Consider the following 16,485-nt stretch of genomic DNA (forward strand, 5'->3'; position numbering starts at 1 on the left):
TTACGCCCTCTCCCCATTAATTGATACCGGCGGGAAGGGGTAGCGTTCGCCCCGTTCAACCCAGTCCATAAAGTCGGCGCGCGCGCCGGGAAAATTAATCAGCGTCCAGCCGACCATGCCTTTATTACCGCCATGGATCGGGTCGCTGAAGAAGCCTTCTCGGGTGTTCTGCAGCAGATAGGTGAAGAACAGCGAGGCCGGAAGCTGTTTGAACTCGGCTTTGCCGGATTCCCACAGGCCGAGGGCCTCGTCCTGTTGCTCGTTGCTCAGTTCAGCGAAGGTCTTGTGATACTTGTCCTGACACCACGCCTCGGCGTCGGCGATCCCGAGGTTATAGATCTGTTTGGGCACCAGCGGCAGCTGATAGCCCATCTCTTTCGGCACATCGGGGTTGAAGGGCCCCTGCATATACCAGATGGATCCGGTGGCGTAAGGGGTATTGAGCTGGCGGTCGATAAACTCCGGCACGCCGGCCTCTTTGGCACCGGGGCCAAGTTCATCCGCTGGGATCAGGCGCGCGACGGCGGCGTTGATAAACGCCCACTCACGGTCGTTGAAGAACTGCGGCTTCCAGTGGCTGGCCGCCGCCGTGTTCCCGGAGGCTGGCTCTGAAGCGGGGGCCGCCTGCGCGGTCGCGCTGGTGGCCACGCCAATGGCCCCTGCTCCCGCGCCGCCGATCACCACCGTCGGGATCAGCGCCATCGACTTCACCAGGAAATCACGCCTGGAATTGTTAGTTTTCTCGCTCGACATCATCACATTCCTGTCATTGAAAATTACTGTTTTTGTCGCTGACAAAACCAGTGAATGTCGTGCTGGAACCGATACCATTGCGCTTTTAAACCGCTTAGCGTCTGGCCCGGCCCGGCAAGTCGGATAAAACATCGCCAGAGGCGATATCATTTATAGGGTTATCGTTTGGATAGTAGACGATTCTCAACGAAACGCGGGAAATCGGAGAGAAATTCACCGGAATGTCATCGTGAGAAGGGTGCTGCCATAACCTTGAGGCGGTAAACCGGCGGCGTTCACACCGCGCTGAGCTTACCCATGCGCCAAAAAAGAGTGACTTGTATCACAAATGTTATTTTTTGTTTATGGTACATGGCAGATTAAACGTCTGTAAATACTCGTATTAGGAATAATTAAACATTTTGAGCTGTTAAAAAAGTTAATAACCGTTGTTAACTATTTTGCATCTATTTCCCGGCTAACGCGTTCGGCTGGCGATATCCCATCCGCAGGAGAAGAGAAGATATGTTCGATCATGTGAAATTCGGCGTCAGTGATTATGCCGCGAGCAAAGCGTTCTTTTTACAAGCCCTTGCCCCGCTTGGCGTAACGCTGGTCGGCGAAGGCGAGCCGACCTACGGCGCAGAGCTGGCCGGCAGCGGCGATGTCTCTCTATGCCTCTATCAAAGTACGGAAAAACCGGCGCCGCTGCACATTGCCTTTCGCGCCGACAGCCGCGAACAGGTCGACGCCTTCTGGCAGGCGGCGCTGGCCGCCGGAGGAAAGGACAACGGCGCGCCGGGGTTACGACCAAACTACCACGCCAGTTACTACGCCGCCTTTGTGATTGCGCCAGACGGGCACAATATTGAAGCTGTGTGCCATCTGGCGTCTTAACCAGCGGTTACCGCTGCGGAAAAACCCACACATCCTCCGCCGGGAGCGTCAGATGACAGTGTTCGGCATCGCGCAGCGCCGTTCCGTAGGCGCGCAGCGGGAAATCGTCGCCTTCGGTGCGGAACAGGTACTCCCAGCGGTCGCCGAGGTACATGCTGGTCAGCAGCGGTAGCTGGAGACTGTTATCCTGCGCCGCGCCGTCCAGACGCAGGCGCTCGACGCGGATCACCGCCGTCGCCGGCTCGCCGATGCTAACCCCCTCGCCCGCTCGCCCCCACAGGCTCCAGCTGGCGCCTTCGATCCGCGCCCTGCCGTTCTCCAGCGCCATTACCTTGCCGTGCAGGCGGTTATTGCTGCCCATAAACTCGGCGGCGAACAACGTCGCCGGGCTGCCGTACATCTCCTGCGGCGTCCCCTGCTGCTCGATGACGCCATTGTTCAGCAGAAGAATACGATCCGAGATGGCCATCGCTTCATTCTGATCGTGGGTGACCATCAGCGCCGACAGGCCCAGCTTGACGATCAGCTCGCGCAGAAACACCCGCGCCTCTTCGCGCAGCTTGGCGTCAAGGTTGGATAGCGGCTCATCCAGCAGGATCACCGGCGGGTTGTAGACCAGCGCCCGGCCGATGGCCACCCGCTGCTGCTGGCCGCCGGAGAGCTGGTGCGGATGGCGGTTGCCAAGGTGCCCAAGCCCCAGCTGATCCAGCACGCGCTGCACCCGCTCTTTCATCTCCCCGGCGGCGACTTTACGCAGCTTCAGCGGATAGGCCACGTTGTCGAACACCGTTTTGTGCGGCCACAGGGCATAGGACTGGAACACCAGCCCGAGGTTACGCTCTTCGGCCGGTATTTCGCTGCGCGGCGTGCCGTCGTACACCGTGCGGTTGCCGATGGCGATCCGTCCGCTCGTCGGCTTCTCCAGCCCGGCCACCGCCCGCAGCAGCGTGGTTTTGCCGCTTCCCGACGGCCCCAGCAGCGACACCACCTCTCCCCGGCCGAGCGTCATCGACACCCCTTTCAGCACCGGGTTGTCGCCATAGGTGAGATGCAGATTTTCTACCGATAACTCAATCATGTAATTTCACTCCAAAGCGCAGGGCGATGCCAAGGCCAATCACCACCAGCAGAATATTGATAAAGGAGAGCGCCGCGACGATATCGATGGCCCCCGCCGCCCACAGCGACACCAGCATCGAGCCGATGGTTTCGGTACCCGGCGACAGCAGATAGACGCCGGTGGAATATTCGCGCTCAAAGATCAGGAACATCAGCAGCCAGGAGCCAATCAGCCCATAGCGCGACAGCGGGACGGTGACGTGGCGGGTGATCTGCCCCCGCGAGGCGCCGGTGCTGCGCGCCGCCTCCTCCAGCTCCGGGCCCACCTGCAGCAGCGTCGAAGAGATGAGCCGCAGGCCGTAAGCCATCCATACCACGGTGTAGGCCAACCAGACGCTGAAGATGGTGTTGCGCAGCGCGCGCAGCTGCACGATAAGGTGCTCCCGCAGCCAGTCGGCCACCGGCAGCACTGAGAGCCAGCCGTGCTTCAGCGACTGATCGAGCCACATCGGCACAAACAGGAACACCCACAGGAAGGCCAGACCGGCCAGCAGCCCCGGGACCGCGCGCGGGACCAGTACGCTGTAATCAAGAAAGCGGGTGACGTTGTCCGCTTTGCGGTGCATGGCGATACCGACAAACAGATAGCAGATCACCGCCAGCGCGCCGCCGACGATGCCGATAGCCATCGAGTTGACGATCGCCCGCAGCAGGTTGGGCTGCTGCCAGATATTGTGGAACGTCGTCAGCGACAGCTCATCCCACAGCGACACGCCGACTCCCCAGTTGGAGATAAAAGCGCGCAGCGCCACGCCGAGCAGCGGCACGCCGATGGTCACCGTCAGCCAGGCCACTACCACCGCCCCGGCCACCCAGCGCCATTTGCCCAGCGGCAGCGCCCGCGCCTGCGACGCCTTGCCCTTCATGGTGACAAAGCGGTTGGCGGTGCGCATCAGCCGCCGCTGGAGCATCACCAGCGGGATGGTGATGCAGATCAGCACCACCGCCACCGCCGCCATCAGATGGTAGGAGGGGGTGCCGAGCTTATTGGTCAGCTTGTAGAGATAGGTCGCCAGCACCATGTTGCCCTCGGGGTCGCCCAGCACCAGCATCAGACCGAAGACTTCCAGACCGAGGAAAAAGAGCAGCACGCAGGCGTAAAGAATGGACGGCCGCACCATCGGCAGACTCACCGAGGTCATCACCTGCAGCGGCGTGGCGCCGACGGTGCGCGCCGCCTCTTCCACGTCGGAACCGACGCTGCGCAGCGCCGAAGAGATATAAAGATAGGCGTGCGGCACGTGGGTTAAGCCGGCGATGACCACAATGCTGAACATCGAGTAGATATTCCACGGCACAAAGCCGATCAGCTGCTGCGCCCACTGGGAAAAGAAGCCTACCGGCCCGGCGGCCACCACGTAGCCAAAGCCCAGCACCATCGGCGAGACGAAGATCGGCACCAGGATCAGCGGCTCAATGAAACGCCGGCCGGGTAAATCGGTGCGTACCATCAGAAAGGCCAAAATACCGCCCAGTGGAATGGCGATAATCACCAGGCCAAAGGCCAGAATAAAGCCTGACCTTAACGCCAGATAAAAATCCGGGTCGGTAAAAATAAAGGCGAAGGCTTCCAGGCTCCAGGATTTGGAGCGGGAAAAGAACGGCGCGGAGAGAAAACTCTGCACCACAATAAATAACAGCGGGACATAAATCACCAGCGCCGTGATGCACACCACCACGCCGCGCGGCAGCCCCTGCCACTTTCTGCGTAATACATTCATGGTTCATCCCTTTGGTCAGGTGAATAAACCCGCCGGGTGTGAATAAGGGGCATCGGCGATGCCCCGGGGGAGGATTATTTCGCGGCGGCGCTGCGCCATTGTTTAATAAACTGCAGACGTTTTTGCGGCTGTAAATAATCCAGCAGCGTTTCGTTGACCGGGATCGGTTTTAACGCTTTGCCCAGCAGCGCGGTCATGCCGTCGATATCATTTTTGCCTTCAATATCGCGACGAATAGAGGGAATATCCGCCTGACTGGCGAGGATCTGCTGGCCTTTTTCCGACAGGACATAGTCCAGCCACAATTTTGCCGCATTGGGATGTTCGCTCTCCTGGCTAATAAACGAGACGCGGGAGAGCACCAGCACGTAATCTTTCGGATAGGCAATGCCTAAAGAGGGATCGTTTTTCGCCCGCGCTTCCGCATAGGAGCCAAGGATGTTATAGCCGATCAGGTTTTCGCCAGAGGAGACGCGCTCCATCATCGTGCCGGTGGAAGACTGCACCGTCAGGCCGCCTTTGGCGATATTCGCCAGGTCGGTAAAATAGTTCGCATCGGCCTGGCTGTCCTGCACCGCCAGCATAAAGCCGAGGCCCGATTTTTCGATATCGTAGGTGGTGACTTTGCCTTTAAATTTATCGGCCTGGCTGGCGATCAATTTTGCCAGCGCGGTATGCGAATCCGGAACCTCATTCTGCGGGATCAGCCGTTTGTTATAGATAAATACCACCGGCTCGTAGGTGGTGCCATAGGCTTTCTGCTGCCACACCGCCCAGTCGGGCAATTGCTTCACCTCCGGCGAGGCATATTGTTCCGCGTATTCGGTGGCTAATTTCAGCGCCGTATCCATCGATGAGCTCCACACCACGTCCCCGCTGCCGCCCCCGGCGGCCTGCTCGCTGATATAGCGGTTATACAGCTCGGTGCTGTTCATGTCGTTATATTCGACTTTGACGCCCGGATATTGCGCTTCGAATCCTTTAATTAACGGCCCGGCGGCTTTGGTATCGGTTGTGGAATAGATCACCACCTTGCCCTCTTTGACGGCGGCATCAACCGTTTTTTGATAATCCGCCGGATAGCCCGCAGGCACCTCCGCCCAGGCGGCACAGGCGAAAACGGCCGTCAGTGAAACCACTAAACCACTTATTTTCTTATACATGATACCAACCTTTAATCATCAATTAATAAACACAAATTTAACATATAGTGGTATCAGCTGCCCTTGCAACGCCGGGGCTGGCTTTTTTCTGGCTTTTGTGACAGTGGCAGAATTTAAAAATGTGGTGTTTATGACGTTAATTAAAACGCGATCGCGGACCGGTTTTTTATCGTCTGGCGTATAACGCAGACGCTGGCGCAGTGGCGTGACGCCCGGAGCCCCCGCCCTTGACCTTCTGCGCCGGGCGGCGCAGCATAAAACGGCAAACATAACAAAATAACAACAGACTACAGGAGAGAATCAGTGCCAACAGGACACCGCTTTCTGGCGACGGATCTGCATCAGTTTGTCGTCTCACTGTTTACCCATCTCGGCAGCCGCTCAGAAGAAGCGACGCTGGTCGCCGACCACCTGATCGCCGCCAACCTGGCCGGGCATGACTCCCATGGCGTCGGGATGATCCCAAGCTATGTGAAATCCCATGCCGGCGGTTTTCTGCAGCTCAACCGCCACGCCACGGTCACCAAAGATGCCGGCGCCGTGGTCACCCTCGACGGCAACGCCGGCTTCGGCCAGGTAGTCGCCCACGAAGCGATGCAGTTAGGTATCGAAAAGGCGAAGCAGCACGGCATGGCGGCTATCGCCCTGCGCAATGCGCATCACGTCGGGCGCATCGGCTACTGGGCCGAGCAGTGCGCCGCCGCCGGACTGATCTCCATTCACTTCGTCAGCGTAATCGGCGACCCGATGGTCGCTCCGTTCCGCGGAAAAGACAGTCGCTTCGGCACCAACCCCCTGTGCGTGGTGTTTCCGCGAGAGGGCCATCCGCCGCTGCTGCTGGACTACGCCACCAGCGCCATCGCCTTTGGAAAAACCCGCGTCGCCTGGCACAAAGGGGAAGCCGTGGCCCCCGGCTGCCTGATCGACGCCGAGGGGTTGCCCACCACCGATCCGGCGGTGATGCAAACCTCGCCGCTGGGCGCCCTGCTCACCTTCGCCCAGCACAAAGGCTATGCCCTGGCGACGCTGTGCGAAGTGCTCGGCGGCGCGCTCTCCGGGGGGCAAACCACCCATCAGGAAAGCCTGCAGACCAGCGTCGACGCCATCTTTAACTGCATGACCACCGTGATCCTGCGCCCGGACGCGTTCGATGCCCCGGACAGCCAGGCGCAGACGGAGGCCTTTATCGCATGGTGTAAACAGTCGCCGCACGATGCCGATGCCCCGGTGCTGGCCCCCGGCGAATGGGAAGCCGCCAACCGCGAAGCGCGCCTGGCCGAGGGGATCCCGCTGGATGCGGGCAGCTGGCAGGCAATCTGCGCCGCCGCACGCGACGTCGGCCTGAGCGAGTCGCATATCACCCGCTGCCGCCCTCTCGCGTAGCGGCGTTTTCCCCCGCAGAGCGTCTGACGTCGGCGCTCTGCGTCATCGTCATTAGTGACGAGGTCACGCTCCTGTCATCATCCATCTGAAATTTTTCATTATAAATCAACACATTAAAATCTGGCACGAGACCTGCATAGCGCAGCGGGCCTGCGTCCGCATCACCACCAGGCGATACCGCGATCGTTGCCCGTCGGGCCCGGCGCGACAGCGATCCTCTGTTCACTGTTAACAGGTCTGTTACTGATGAAAAAAATCACGAGCGTGTGCCCCTACTGCGGGGCGGGTTGCAAACTTAAACTGGTTGTCGACAACAATAAAATCATTCGCGCGGAGGCCGCCGACGGCGTCACCAACCAGAACCAGCTGTGCCTGAAAGGCTACTACGGCTGGGATTTTCTTAACGATACGCAGCTCCTGACGCCCCGTCTTAAACAACCGATGATCCGCTACCAGAAAGGCGGCGCCTTCACGCCGGTCAGCTGGCAGGAGGCGATTCGCTATACCGCCAGCAAGCTCAGGGAGATCAAAGAGAAGCATGGCCCGCGCGCCATCATGACCACCGGCTCCTCGCGCGGCACCGGCAACGAAACCAACTATGTGATGCAAAAGTTCGCCCGCGCGGTGCTGAACACCAATAACGTCGACTGCTGCGCCCGCGTCTGCCACGGCCCCTCCGTCGCCGGGCTACAGCAGGCGCTGGGCAACGGGGCGATGAGCAACTCGATCAGCGACATCGAAAACTCGAAGTGCCTGCTGGTCTTTGGCTACAACTGCGCCGACTCCCATCCCATCGTCGCCCGCCGGGTAATCAAGGCCCGGGAAAACGGTGCCAAAATCATCGTCTGCGATCCGCGGCGCATTGAAACCGCGCGCATTGCCGATCGTCATCTGCAGCTCAACAACGGCAGCAACATGGCGCTGGTAAATGCCTTCGGCTATGTGCTGCTGGAGGAGGAGCTGTACAACAAAACCTATGTCGAACGCTATACCGAAGGGCTGGATGCTTACCGCGAGGCGGTGAAGGATTACGCCCCGGAAGCGGTGGAAGGGATTGTCGGGGTCAGCGCGCGGGAAATCCGGGAGGCGATGCGCATGTTCGCCGCCGCCCCATCCGCCACCATTATGTGGGGCATGGGGGTCACCCAGTTTGGCCAGGCGGTGGACGTGGTGCGCGGCCTGGCAAGCCTGGCGCTGCTCACCGGCAACCTGGGACGGCCCAACGTCGGCGTGGGCCCGGTTCGTGGACAAAACAATGTGCAGGGCGCCTGCGATATGGGCGTGCTGCCGAACCTGTTCCCCGGCTATCAGGAGGTCACCGACCCCGCCGTGCGGGCGAAATTCGCCGCCGCCTGGGGCATCGACCCGGCGCTGATGGACGACCAGGTCGGCACCCGCATCACCGAGGTGCCGCATAAAGCGCTGACTGGCGAGATCAAAGCCTACTACATCATGGGTGAAGATCCGCTGCAGACTGAAGCCGACCTCGGCCTGGTGCGCAAAGGCATCGAGGCGCTGGACTTTGTGGTGGTGCAGGACATCTTCATGACCAAAACGGCGGAAATTGCCGATGTCCTGCTGCCGGCCACCTCCTGGGGCGAGCACGGCGGCGTATTCACCTGCGCCGACCGTGGGTTCCAGCGGTTTGAACAGGCGATCCCTCCGGCGGGGAATGTGAAGCGCGACTGGGAGATCATTAGCCTGCTGGCCAGCGAAATGGGTTATCCGATGCACTATGAGAACAACCAGCAGATCTGGGACGAGATGCGCGAACTCTGCCCGCTGTTCTACGGCGTGACCTGGGAGAAAATGGGCGATATGGGCCATGTCCAGTGGCCATGCCCGACCCTCGACCACCCCGGCACGCCGTGGCTGTATAAAGACAACCGCTTCGATACCCCATCGGGCAAAGGACAGCTGTTCGCCACCGCCTGGCGCGCGCCGGCGGAGCGCCCGGATGACGAGTGGCCGCTGGTGCTCTGCACCGTGCGGGAGGTGGGGCATTACTCCTGCCGCTCAATGACCGGCAACTGCGCCGCGCTGCAGTCGCTGGCCGACGAGCCGGGACGGGTGCAGATGAATCCGTTGGATGCGCAACGACTGGGGATCGCTGACAAACAGCTGGTGTGGGTCAGCTCCCGGCGCGGGAAGGTGATCACCCGCGCCGACCTCAGCGATCGCATCAACCCGGGCGCGGTCTATATGACCTATCAGTGGTGGGTGGGCGCCTGCAATGAGCTGACCCAGGATAACCTCGATCCGATCTCCAAAACGCCGGAAACCAAATACTGTGCGGTGAAAGTGGAAGCGATAGCCGACCAGCAGTGGGCGGAGCGCTATGCCTGGACGGCCTACAGCGACATGAAGGCGCGACTGAAAGCCGCCGCCGACGTCTGACCTCAGGGAGCGCGCGCTCCCTGCTGCCGCTGCCGGTGGGTTACGCCGCCGGCAGCTGTTTCTCCACCAGCGCCACCCACATCGCCACCCCGTGGCTAATCAGCGCATCGTTAAAGTCATAGCTGGCGTTATGCAGCGGCTTCGACGGCGTTTCGCCATCGGTGCCGATCCAGAAATAGGCCCCCGGACAGGCCTCCAGCATGCAGGCGAAATCCTCTGAGGCCATCGACGGCGCCTGGTTCCAGCGCACCGCCTCCGCGCCAAGGGTGGCGACCGCCACCTCGCGCAGCAGCTGCGCCTGGGGCGCATGGTTTTTGGTCACCGGATACCCCGGAAACCAGCTAATCTCGCCCTGCACATCGGACACCTGTGGCTGGGTCGCCACATAGCTTTCGATAAGCTCCCGCACGCGGGCGCGAACGCGATTGCTCAGGCAGCGGAAGGTACCGCGCAGCACCACGGTGTCCGGCAGGACGTTGATCGCCTCGCCGCCGTTTATCTGGGTGATACTGACCACCGCGGAATCCTGCGGCGACAGGCGGCGGGAAGGAATGGTCTGCAGCGCCATAATCAGCTGCGCCGCCGCGACGATCGGATCGGCCCCGCTCTCCGGCATCGCCGCATGACAGCTCTTTCCGCGCAGGGTGATCTCGAAGGCGTCGAGGGAGGCCATCATCGCGCCATCGCTGAGCGCCACTTCGCCAAGCGGGATCCCCGGCCAGTTATGCAGCGCGTAGATGGCGTCCATCGGGAAGCGCTCGAACAACCCCTCTTCCACCATTTTGCGCGCGCCGCCGAGGTTCTCTTCCGCCGGCTGGAAAACAAAGTGGACGGTGCCGCTGAACTGACGGGTCTGCGCCAGATGGGCGGCGGCCGCCAGCAGCATCGCGGTGTGGCCATCGTGGCCGCAGGCGTGCATGACCCCGGCGCGGCGCGAACGGTAGCTGACGCTCCCCAGCTCGGTGATCGGCAGGGCGTCCATATCGGCGCGCAGGCCGATGACCGGCCCGGGGCCGTTTTCCAGCGTCGCCACGACGCCGGTGCCGGCCAGCCCGCGATGAACCTGCAGGCCAAACGAGGCCAGCAGCTCGGCGACGCGGCGCGAGGTCTCCTGCTCCTGATATCCGAGCTCAGGCGCGGCGTGAAACTCACGTCGCCAGCCTGTGGCTTCGGCGATCAGTGACGGCGATACGGCCATGTATTACTCCTTTCCTGCATAGCGTAATGCTGAATAATTTGGTCATGCGTTGCGTTTTTACCCCTCGCTCACCGGCGTCGGGTCGCTGCCGCTCCCTCCGTTATATCCTGTCGTTAACACGCTGACAACGTCACGAAATGCGGCGGCGGCACGGCGTACAGGCCTGCCGTCGCCCGGCGGTCCTTTTTTGGTAGTGATTTCAACGGTGACAACGGCCAGGCGATTAATTATTATGCAGCTCAGGACGGCAATTTGCCGAAGGATCCACTACTGACCTCTCCGTCATCGGAAATAAAATGTTTAACCCAGACCAGAATCGTCTTGCTCCCACGCTGGCGATGATCATGGCCGCGTCGCTCGTGGGATTTATCACCGGCTATACGGTGCCGTTAATCAGTCTTGAGCTGGCGCAGCAGCAGATCGCGCCGCTGTATGTCGGCCTGCTGGCCGCCCTGCCGCCCGCCGGCATGATGATCTCCTCTTTCCTCTCTCCTGCGCTGTGCCGGCGCGTTGAGATGGGCGTGCTGCTGAGCGGCAGTTTGATCCTGCTGGCGCTGGCGACCATCGCCTCATGCATGACCACCGATATGACGCTGCTTCTGCTGCCGCGCCTGCTGACCGGCCTGGCCTCCGGGGTCATTATCGTCCTCGGTGAAAGCTGGATCACCGGCGGCGCGGCAGGCAACCAGCGCGCCACCCTCACCGGTATCTACGCCTCGGCCTTTACCGGCTGCCAGCTGGCCGGGCCGCTGCTGATCTCCGTCGGCCCCGCCTGGCAGGCTTCGGCGCTGATGGCGATCGTCGCGGTCACTGCCGTCTGCCTGCTGATGCTGCGACATCTGCCCACCGGCACCCGCGAAAGCCTTGGGGAGCGCGCCAGCTGGCGCAGCCTCGGCGCCTTCCTGCCGGTACTGGCCTCCGGGGTCTTCTGCTTCGCTTTCTTCGACGCCAGCATCCTCGCCCTGCTGCCACTGTACGGTATGGATAAAGGGCTTAATGAAGGAATGGCGGTGCTGCTGGTGACCGTGGTACTTACCGGGGATGCGATGTTCCAGACCCCGCTCGGCTGGCTGGCCGACCGGGTCGGCATTCGCCGCGTGCATCTGGCCTGCGCGGTGGTCTTCAGCCTGTCGCTGCTGGCCCTGCCGCTGATGCTCGGTTCGCGCATTCAGCTGATGGCCATTTGCCTGCTGCTGGGCGCCGCGGCGGGGGCGCTTTATACCCTGTCGCTGGTGCGAGCGGGGAAAACCTTCAGCGGACAGAAGCTGATTATGATTAACGCCCTGTTCGGCTTTTTCTGGTCCGCCGGCAGCGTCGCCGGGCCGGTAGTCAGCGGCATGCTGATCGGCATCACCGGCTACGATGGCCTGATCGCCACCCTGGTGGCCAGCGGCGTGCTGTTCCTGCTGATCCAGTGTCTGTGCAAAAACGAGAAAACCCTGCTCGCCAGCGAGCAGGAAGACGACATGGACGAAGCGACGGAGTCCGCGCAGTAGTCCTGACGGGCTGGCCTGGCGCCAGCCCTTTTTTTATGGCCCTTACCTGAGGGAATCCTGTTCTTGCTGGCTCACTGCTATAATCATTGCCGGCCCCCTGCCGAGAGGAAATTCCATGGAAAGCATGACGTTACATCGTGGCAGATTGATCGATCATATCCTGCTGGTTGTCGAAGACTTTGAGGCAAGCAAAGACTTCTATACTGCCGTACTGTCGGCGCTGGAGATCCCGGTTATTACCACCGCTAATGACTACTTGCTGGCCGACGAACTGGTGGTGGCCTCACGCCACAGCCCGGAGGCTGCCGGGAAACTGACAGGACGCCACCACCTGGCGTTCCAGGCCAGAGATCGTGACAGGGTGGACGCTTTTTACCATGCGGCGCTGACCCATGGCGGCCGCGATAACGGCGCGCCTGGCGAACGACACTATCATCCTGGTTACTATGCCGCTTTTGTGCTGGATCCGCAGGGGAATAATATTGAGGCGGTCTACCATGGCGAGGCTGAGCGCAGCGCCGGGTCTGTTGCGATCAGCTTCACGCAGTAAGCGGGCGAAAGACACCTTTTTGCCCGCAACAGGAGGACACTATGTTTTCATACATCATGTTGGGAACCAATGACCTGCCACGCGCCATCAAGTTCTATGACCCGTTAATGGCGCTGCTGGGACACGTCAAAGCCGGCCGTAACGAACAGGGGGCGTCCTGGGGCACCTTCAACGGCAACCACACCTGTGGGCTGTGCGTGGGCGTTCCTTTTGACCAGCAGCCTGCCGGGGTGGGCAATGGAACGATGGTGGCGCTTAACGCCCGCTCCGTCGAACATATTGCGGAACTGCATGCCCTCGCCCTGCAACTCGGCGGACGTGACGAAGGCGCTCCCGGTCACCGCCCACAATATGGCAACGGCTTTCACAGCGCCTACGTCCGCGATCCCGACGGCAATAAACTGGCGTTTGTTTATTATGCGTCGGCAGCTTGAATGGCTGCTGAGGAAGTGCCTTTTTCAGGCAGTAATGCGTCATTCAGGACGGCCGACTTCGCCGTCCTGATTTCATTGAGAATAACGAAAAACCGCGGTTAAAGCGCTACGACTTCTCTCCCCGACGAGTTATCTACCGCGAAGTGATAACGTAATCCGGCGTCGCGCATACAGCGTTTCCGCCGCCAGCTGAAAATGATATTCCATCGCCTTCAGCTTTTTCGTCTTGAGCTGTTTTAGTGAAATACCCTCGATATGCCCTGTCGCGACCAACCACCGGATTTCAGCCGTACTCAGCTTGAGCTGTTTTTTCAGTATTGATAGCAGGCTGATGCGAAATGGCCGACTGACTCTGACGCGCACCGTTATCCGCGGGCACGCCATCAGCGTCACCGACCATTGCTCATGAATACGAAAATCAGGTTGCCCCGACGGCTCGGCGCGGTTGCGCTTCAGGGTCGCGAGGTCAGCGGCGTAATAGTGGACCATAGCTGCATCGTTCTGCATCAAGCGCTGAAGCAGTTTACGGTTTATCTTGCTGACATGCAGCCTGGAAAACAGGGCGATATTCCACGTGTAATCGCAGTGCGTACATTTATAGATGCTCCAGATATCCAGCAGCTTCTTTTGCGAATTCACCCGGATGGCGCCGGAAGGTGCGAAGTCGCGTTTTACATTGCAGGCGGGGCAGCGTTTGGCAATGTGCTGATACCCCACGGGCGTGACCGTCCATGTAACTGTCATAACGTACCTTTTTTAACCCATACGAAACCGAGTCCGTCATTAACGGACCATGATTTTTGGCGTATGAAAAATAGTTAGTAGATATTTTTCAGTGGGTTAAAAAAAGATTTCCAACGTTATATTCCTGGAGAAGCCCAAAGCGATACCCGGAGATTAACAAAGGGGTTATCGCGGGATATATGAGTTCAGTCAATGTTTATACTGATGATGAAAAACATCATCAATATATTTGACAACACTCAGCGGGCTGGCCTGGCGCCAGCCCGCTCGGTTTACAGCACCTTGCTGAGGAACGCGGCGGTGCGTGGGTTGCTCGGCGCGCTAAAGATCTGCCCCGGCTTGCCCTCTTCCTGAATCACGCCCTGGTCGATGAAGATCACCCGGTCGGCCACTTCGCGGGCAAAGCCCATTTCGTGTGTCACGATCACCATGGTCATCCCCTCGCTGGCGAGGTTTTTCATTACCTCCAGCACGTCGCCCACCAGCTCCGGATCCAGCGCCGAAGTGGGCTCATCAAACAGCATAATCGACGGCTTCATCGCCAGCGCGCGGGCGATGGCTACCCGCTGCTGCTGGCCGCCGGACAGGCTCGAGGGCCAGGCGTCGCGCTTATCGCTTAAGCCCACCTTCGCCAGCAAGGCTTCCGCCAGGTCGACCGCCTGCTGGCGCGGCATATTGCGCAGATTCATCGGCGCCATAATCAGGTTTTCCAGCACCGTCATATGCGGGAACAGGTTAAAGCGCTGGAACACCATGCCAACGCTTTCGCGCATCTTGTTGAGGTCGGTAGTGCGGTCGTGAGCGGCAAAGCCGTTGACCACCACCTCGCCTTCGCTGACCGTCTCCAGGGCATTCATGCAGCGCAGGAAGGTACTTTTCCCCGAGCCGGACGGGCCGATGATGCACACCACTTCCTGCGGTTTAATATCGCAGCTGATGCCGCGCAGCACGTGGCTGTCGCCGAAGCGCTTATGTAAGTTATTAATGTGAATCACTTTTGCCAAACCTCTTTTCCAGACGGTTAACCAGCTGCGCCAGCAGGAAGGTGATCACCCAGTAGACCAGGGAGATGGTCAGGTAGGGTTCCCAGTAGGTGGCGTAGGCGCCGGAAACGGTGCGCGCGGCGTAGGCCAGATCGGCCAGGCCAATCGCCGAGGCCAGCGACGAGTCTTTAACAATGGCGATGGCGTTGTTGCCCAGCGGCGGCAGAATGCGGCGAAACGCCTGGGGCAGGATCACCTTGCGCATGGTTTTCCACCACGGCATGCCCAGCGCGCGGGAGGCCTCCATCTGCCCTTTGTCGATCGACTGGATGCCGGCGCGGAAAATCTCCGACACATAGGCCCCGGCGTTAAGGGTGATCGCCACGATGCAGGAGAGGAACGCCCCGTAGCTGGCGCGCAGCTCGCGGGCAAAGTCGGCGCTCATCAGGCCGCTGGTCACCAGCAGGCCGTCGCGCGGGTTGATAAATAGCGGCACCAGAGCAAAGTGCACCACCATGATCTGCACGAACAGCGGCGTACCGCGGAAGGCGCTAACGTAAAAGCGCACCGGAAACTGCACCAGGTAGCGGAGAATATATTTCCACGGCCCGTGCTCGGCCTTCGCCATCCGTCCGAGACCGAGGGTTAACCCCCACAGCGTCCCGAGGATCACGCAGATAATGGTACATTTAATCGTCATCAGGGCGCCGTCCACAAACAGCGGGCCGTACTCCTCGATGATCTCCCAACGGAATCCCGTCATAGTCCTTCCCTAAAAAATACGGCTATCGCCTGGGCGATAGCCGTGGTCACTGAAAAAGGTGGCTTATTGCGCTGGCAGCGTCGGCACGTTGTCGTCGAACCAGGTTTTATAGATTTTGGCGTAAGTCCCGTCGGCAACGATCTTCTGCAGACCGGCGTTGATTTTGCCCAGCAGTTCGCTGTTGCCTTTCGCCACCGCGATACCGAAATATTGACGTTCGAATTTGGCATCCGGCACCAGCTTGAACTGCTTCTCCGGGTGCTGTTTGATGTAGTACTTCACCACCCCGACGTCACCCACCGCGGCGCTGACGCCGTCCTCGAACAGTTCCTGGAGCATCAGCGGGGTATTGTCGAAGCGCTTGATCGCCGTGCTGTTCTTGCCCAGCACCTCAGAAACCACGATATCGCCGGTGCTGGAGTTCACCACCCCGACCTTCTCGTTTTTCAGGGCCGCCAGCGAATCCACCTTCGAGTCCTGGGCGACGACGATCGACTGCTCGGCCGGGAAGTACGGCGCGGAGAAATCGACCATCTGTTTGCGTTTATCGGTGATGGTGATCCCGGAGATGATGATGTCGCGGTCGCCGGTGTTCAGCGTGGCGAAGATGCCTTCCCATGGGGTATTGACCAGCTTGACGTCAAAGCCTTCGGCTTTGGCGATGGCTTTAATGATGTCGATGTCGAAACCTTCCAGCTGTTTCTGGCTGTTTTCAAATTCAAACGGCCGGTAGGTGCCGCCGGAGCCGACGGTATAGGTTTCCGCAGCCGCCTGTCCGGCTGCCGTCAGCGCGGCCATCATGAAACACGCTTTGAGCAAATTCTTGACCATGAGATTTCCTTTTTATGCATTTATTTTGCATAAAAATACACACACTGACTTTTATATGCAACCGGAAACCTTCC

Annotated in this window: 15 protein-coding genes; 6 read left to right on the forward strand and 9 right to left on the reverse strand. The window is 60.0% G+C overall.

Going from position 1 to position 16,485, the window contains the following annotated elements; genetic code table 11:
- Complete coding sequence (locus tag ABLU73_RS18295; RefSeq protein ID WP_077263577.1) at nucleotides 1-756, reverse strand: gluconate 2-dehydrogenase subunit 3 family protein; 756 nt, start codon at nucleotides 754-756, stop codon at nucleotides 1-3.
- A gap of 501 nt (nucleotides 757-1,257) precedes the next feature.
- Between ABLU73_RS18295 and ABLU73_RS18300 the strand changes: the two genes are divergently transcribed.
- Nucleotides 1,258-1,629: a VOC family protein gene (locus ABLU73_RS18300; protein ID WP_017899590.1), complete on the forward strand. Its 372-nt coding sequence runs from the start codon at nucleotides 1,258-1,260 to the stop codon at nucleotides 1,627-1,629.
- 7 nt (nucleotides 1,630-1,636) lie between these two features.
- Here the strand turns inward: ABLU73_RS18300 and ABLU73_RS18305 are convergent, their stop codons facing one another.
- The 3 genes from ABLU73_RS18305 to ABLU73_RS18315 form a co-directional block, all read right to left on the reverse strand.
- The gene (locus ABLU73_RS18305) at nucleotides 1,637-2,707 is read right to left on the reverse strand and encodes an ABC transporter ATP-binding protein (RefSeq protein ID WP_243811673.1); all 1,071 of its coding nucleotides are present in this window, start codon (nucleotides 2,705-2,707) and stop codon (nucleotides 1,637-1,639) included.
- Entirely contained in the window at nucleotides 2,700-4,469 is a 1,770-nt protein-coding gene (locus ABLU73_RS18310) for an iron ABC transporter permease (protein ID WP_264924690.1), read from the reverse strand. The genes ABLU73_RS18305 and ABLU73_RS18310 overlap by 8 nt, the downstream gene beginning before the upstream one ends.
- A gap of 74 nt (nucleotides 4,470-4,543) precedes the next feature.
- Entirely contained in the window at nucleotides 4,544-5,632 is a 1,089-nt protein-coding gene (locus tag ABLU73_RS18315) for an ABC transporter substrate-binding protein (RefSeq protein WP_004203017.1), read from the reverse strand.
- A 303-nt stretch (nucleotides 5,633-5,935) separates the two neighbouring features.
- Between ABLU73_RS18315 and ABLU73_RS18320 the strand changes: the two genes are divergently transcribed.
- Both ABLU73_RS18320 and fdhF read left to right on the forward strand, forming a co-directional pair.
- Nucleotides 5,936-7,015, forward strand: coding sequence for a malate/lactate/ureidoglycolate dehydrogenase (locus tag ABLU73_RS18320; protein WP_259602210.1), 1,080 nt, complete (start codon nucleotides 5,936-5,938; stop codon nucleotides 7,013-7,015).
- Between the two features lie 246 nt (nucleotides 7,016-7,261).
- Complete coding sequence (gene fdhF, locus ABLU73_RS18325) at nucleotides 7,262-9,412, forward strand: formate dehydrogenase subunit alpha (RefSeq protein ID WP_264924689.1); 2,151 nt, start codon at nucleotides 7,262-7,264, stop codon at nucleotides 9,410-9,412.
- 40 nt (nucleotides 9,413-9,452) lie between these two features.
- Here fdhF and ABLU73_RS18330 read toward each other — a convergent pair whose 3' ends face one another.
- A complete protein-coding gene (locus tag ABLU73_RS18330; protein ID WP_004203021.1) occupies nucleotides 9,453-10,610 on the reverse strand; it encodes a M20 aminoacylase family protein in 1,158 nt (385 codons plus the stop codon).
- Nucleotides 10,611-10,906: 296 nt separating this feature from the next.
- On the opposite strand from ABLU73_RS18330, the gene ABLU73_RS18335 reads away from it, so the two are divergent.
- The 3 genes from ABLU73_RS18335 (at nucleotide 10,907) to ABLU73_RS18345 (ending at nucleotide 13,090) form a co-directional block, all read left to right on the forward strand.
- Entirely contained in the window at nucleotides 10,907-12,106 is a 1,200-nt protein-coding gene (locus ABLU73_RS18335) for an MFS transporter (RefSeq protein WP_004203023.1), read from the forward strand.
- A 115-nt stretch (nucleotides 12,107-12,221) separates the two neighbouring features.
- Nucleotides 12,222-12,656, forward strand: a complete 435-nt coding sequence (locus ABLU73_RS18340; protein WP_017899595.1) for a VOC family protein — start codon at nucleotides 12,222-12,224, stop codon at nucleotides 12,654-12,656.
- Nucleotides 12,657-12,697: 41 nt separating this feature from the next.
- On the forward strand, nucleotides 12,698-13,090 hold the full coding sequence (locus ABLU73_RS18345) for a VOC family protein (protein WP_004203026.1): 393 nt from the start codon (nucleotides 12,698-12,700) through the stop codon (nucleotides 13,088-13,090).
- A 129-nt stretch (nucleotides 13,091-13,219) separates the two neighbouring features.
- Here the strand turns inward: ABLU73_RS18345 and ABLU73_RS18350 are convergent, their stop codons facing one another.
- The 4 genes from ABLU73_RS18350 to ABLU73_RS18365 all read right to left on the reverse strand — a co-directional run bounded on the left by ABLU73_RS18350 (nucleotide 13,220) and on the right by ABLU73_RS18365 (nucleotide 16,411).
- Nucleotides 13,220-13,807, reverse strand: coding sequence for a DUF1062 domain-containing protein (locus ABLU73_RS18350; protein WP_074195278.1), 588 nt, complete (start codon nucleotides 13,805-13,807; stop codon nucleotides 13,220-13,222).
- Between the two features lie 299 nt (nucleotides 13,808-14,106).
- A complete protein-coding gene (locus ABLU73_RS18355; RefSeq protein WP_002908374.1) occupies nucleotides 14,107-14,829 on the reverse strand; it encodes an amino acid ABC transporter ATP-binding protein in 723 nt (240 codons plus the stop codon).
- Nucleotides 14,816-15,580, reverse strand: coding sequence for an amino acid ABC transporter permease (locus tag ABLU73_RS18360; RefSeq protein ID WP_004151161.1), 765 nt, complete (start codon nucleotides 15,578-15,580; stop codon nucleotides 14,816-14,818). Before ABLU73_RS18360 ends, ABLU73_RS18355 begins: the two co-directional genes overlap by 14 nt.
- Before the next feature lie 63 nt (nucleotides 15,581-15,643).
- Complete coding sequence (locus ABLU73_RS18365) at nucleotides 15,644-16,411, reverse strand: basic amino acid ABC transporter substrate-binding protein (protein ID WP_004203029.1); 768 nt, start codon at nucleotides 16,409-16,411, stop codon at nucleotides 15,644-15,646.
- Nucleotides 16,412-16,485: the final 74 nt, after the last annotated feature.

This window comes from Klebsiella sp. GG_Kp175 (assembly GCF_040062325.1).
GTDB lineage: Bacteria > Pseudomonadota > Gammaproteobacteria > Enterobacterales > Enterobacteriaceae > Klebsiella > Klebsiella quasipneumoniae.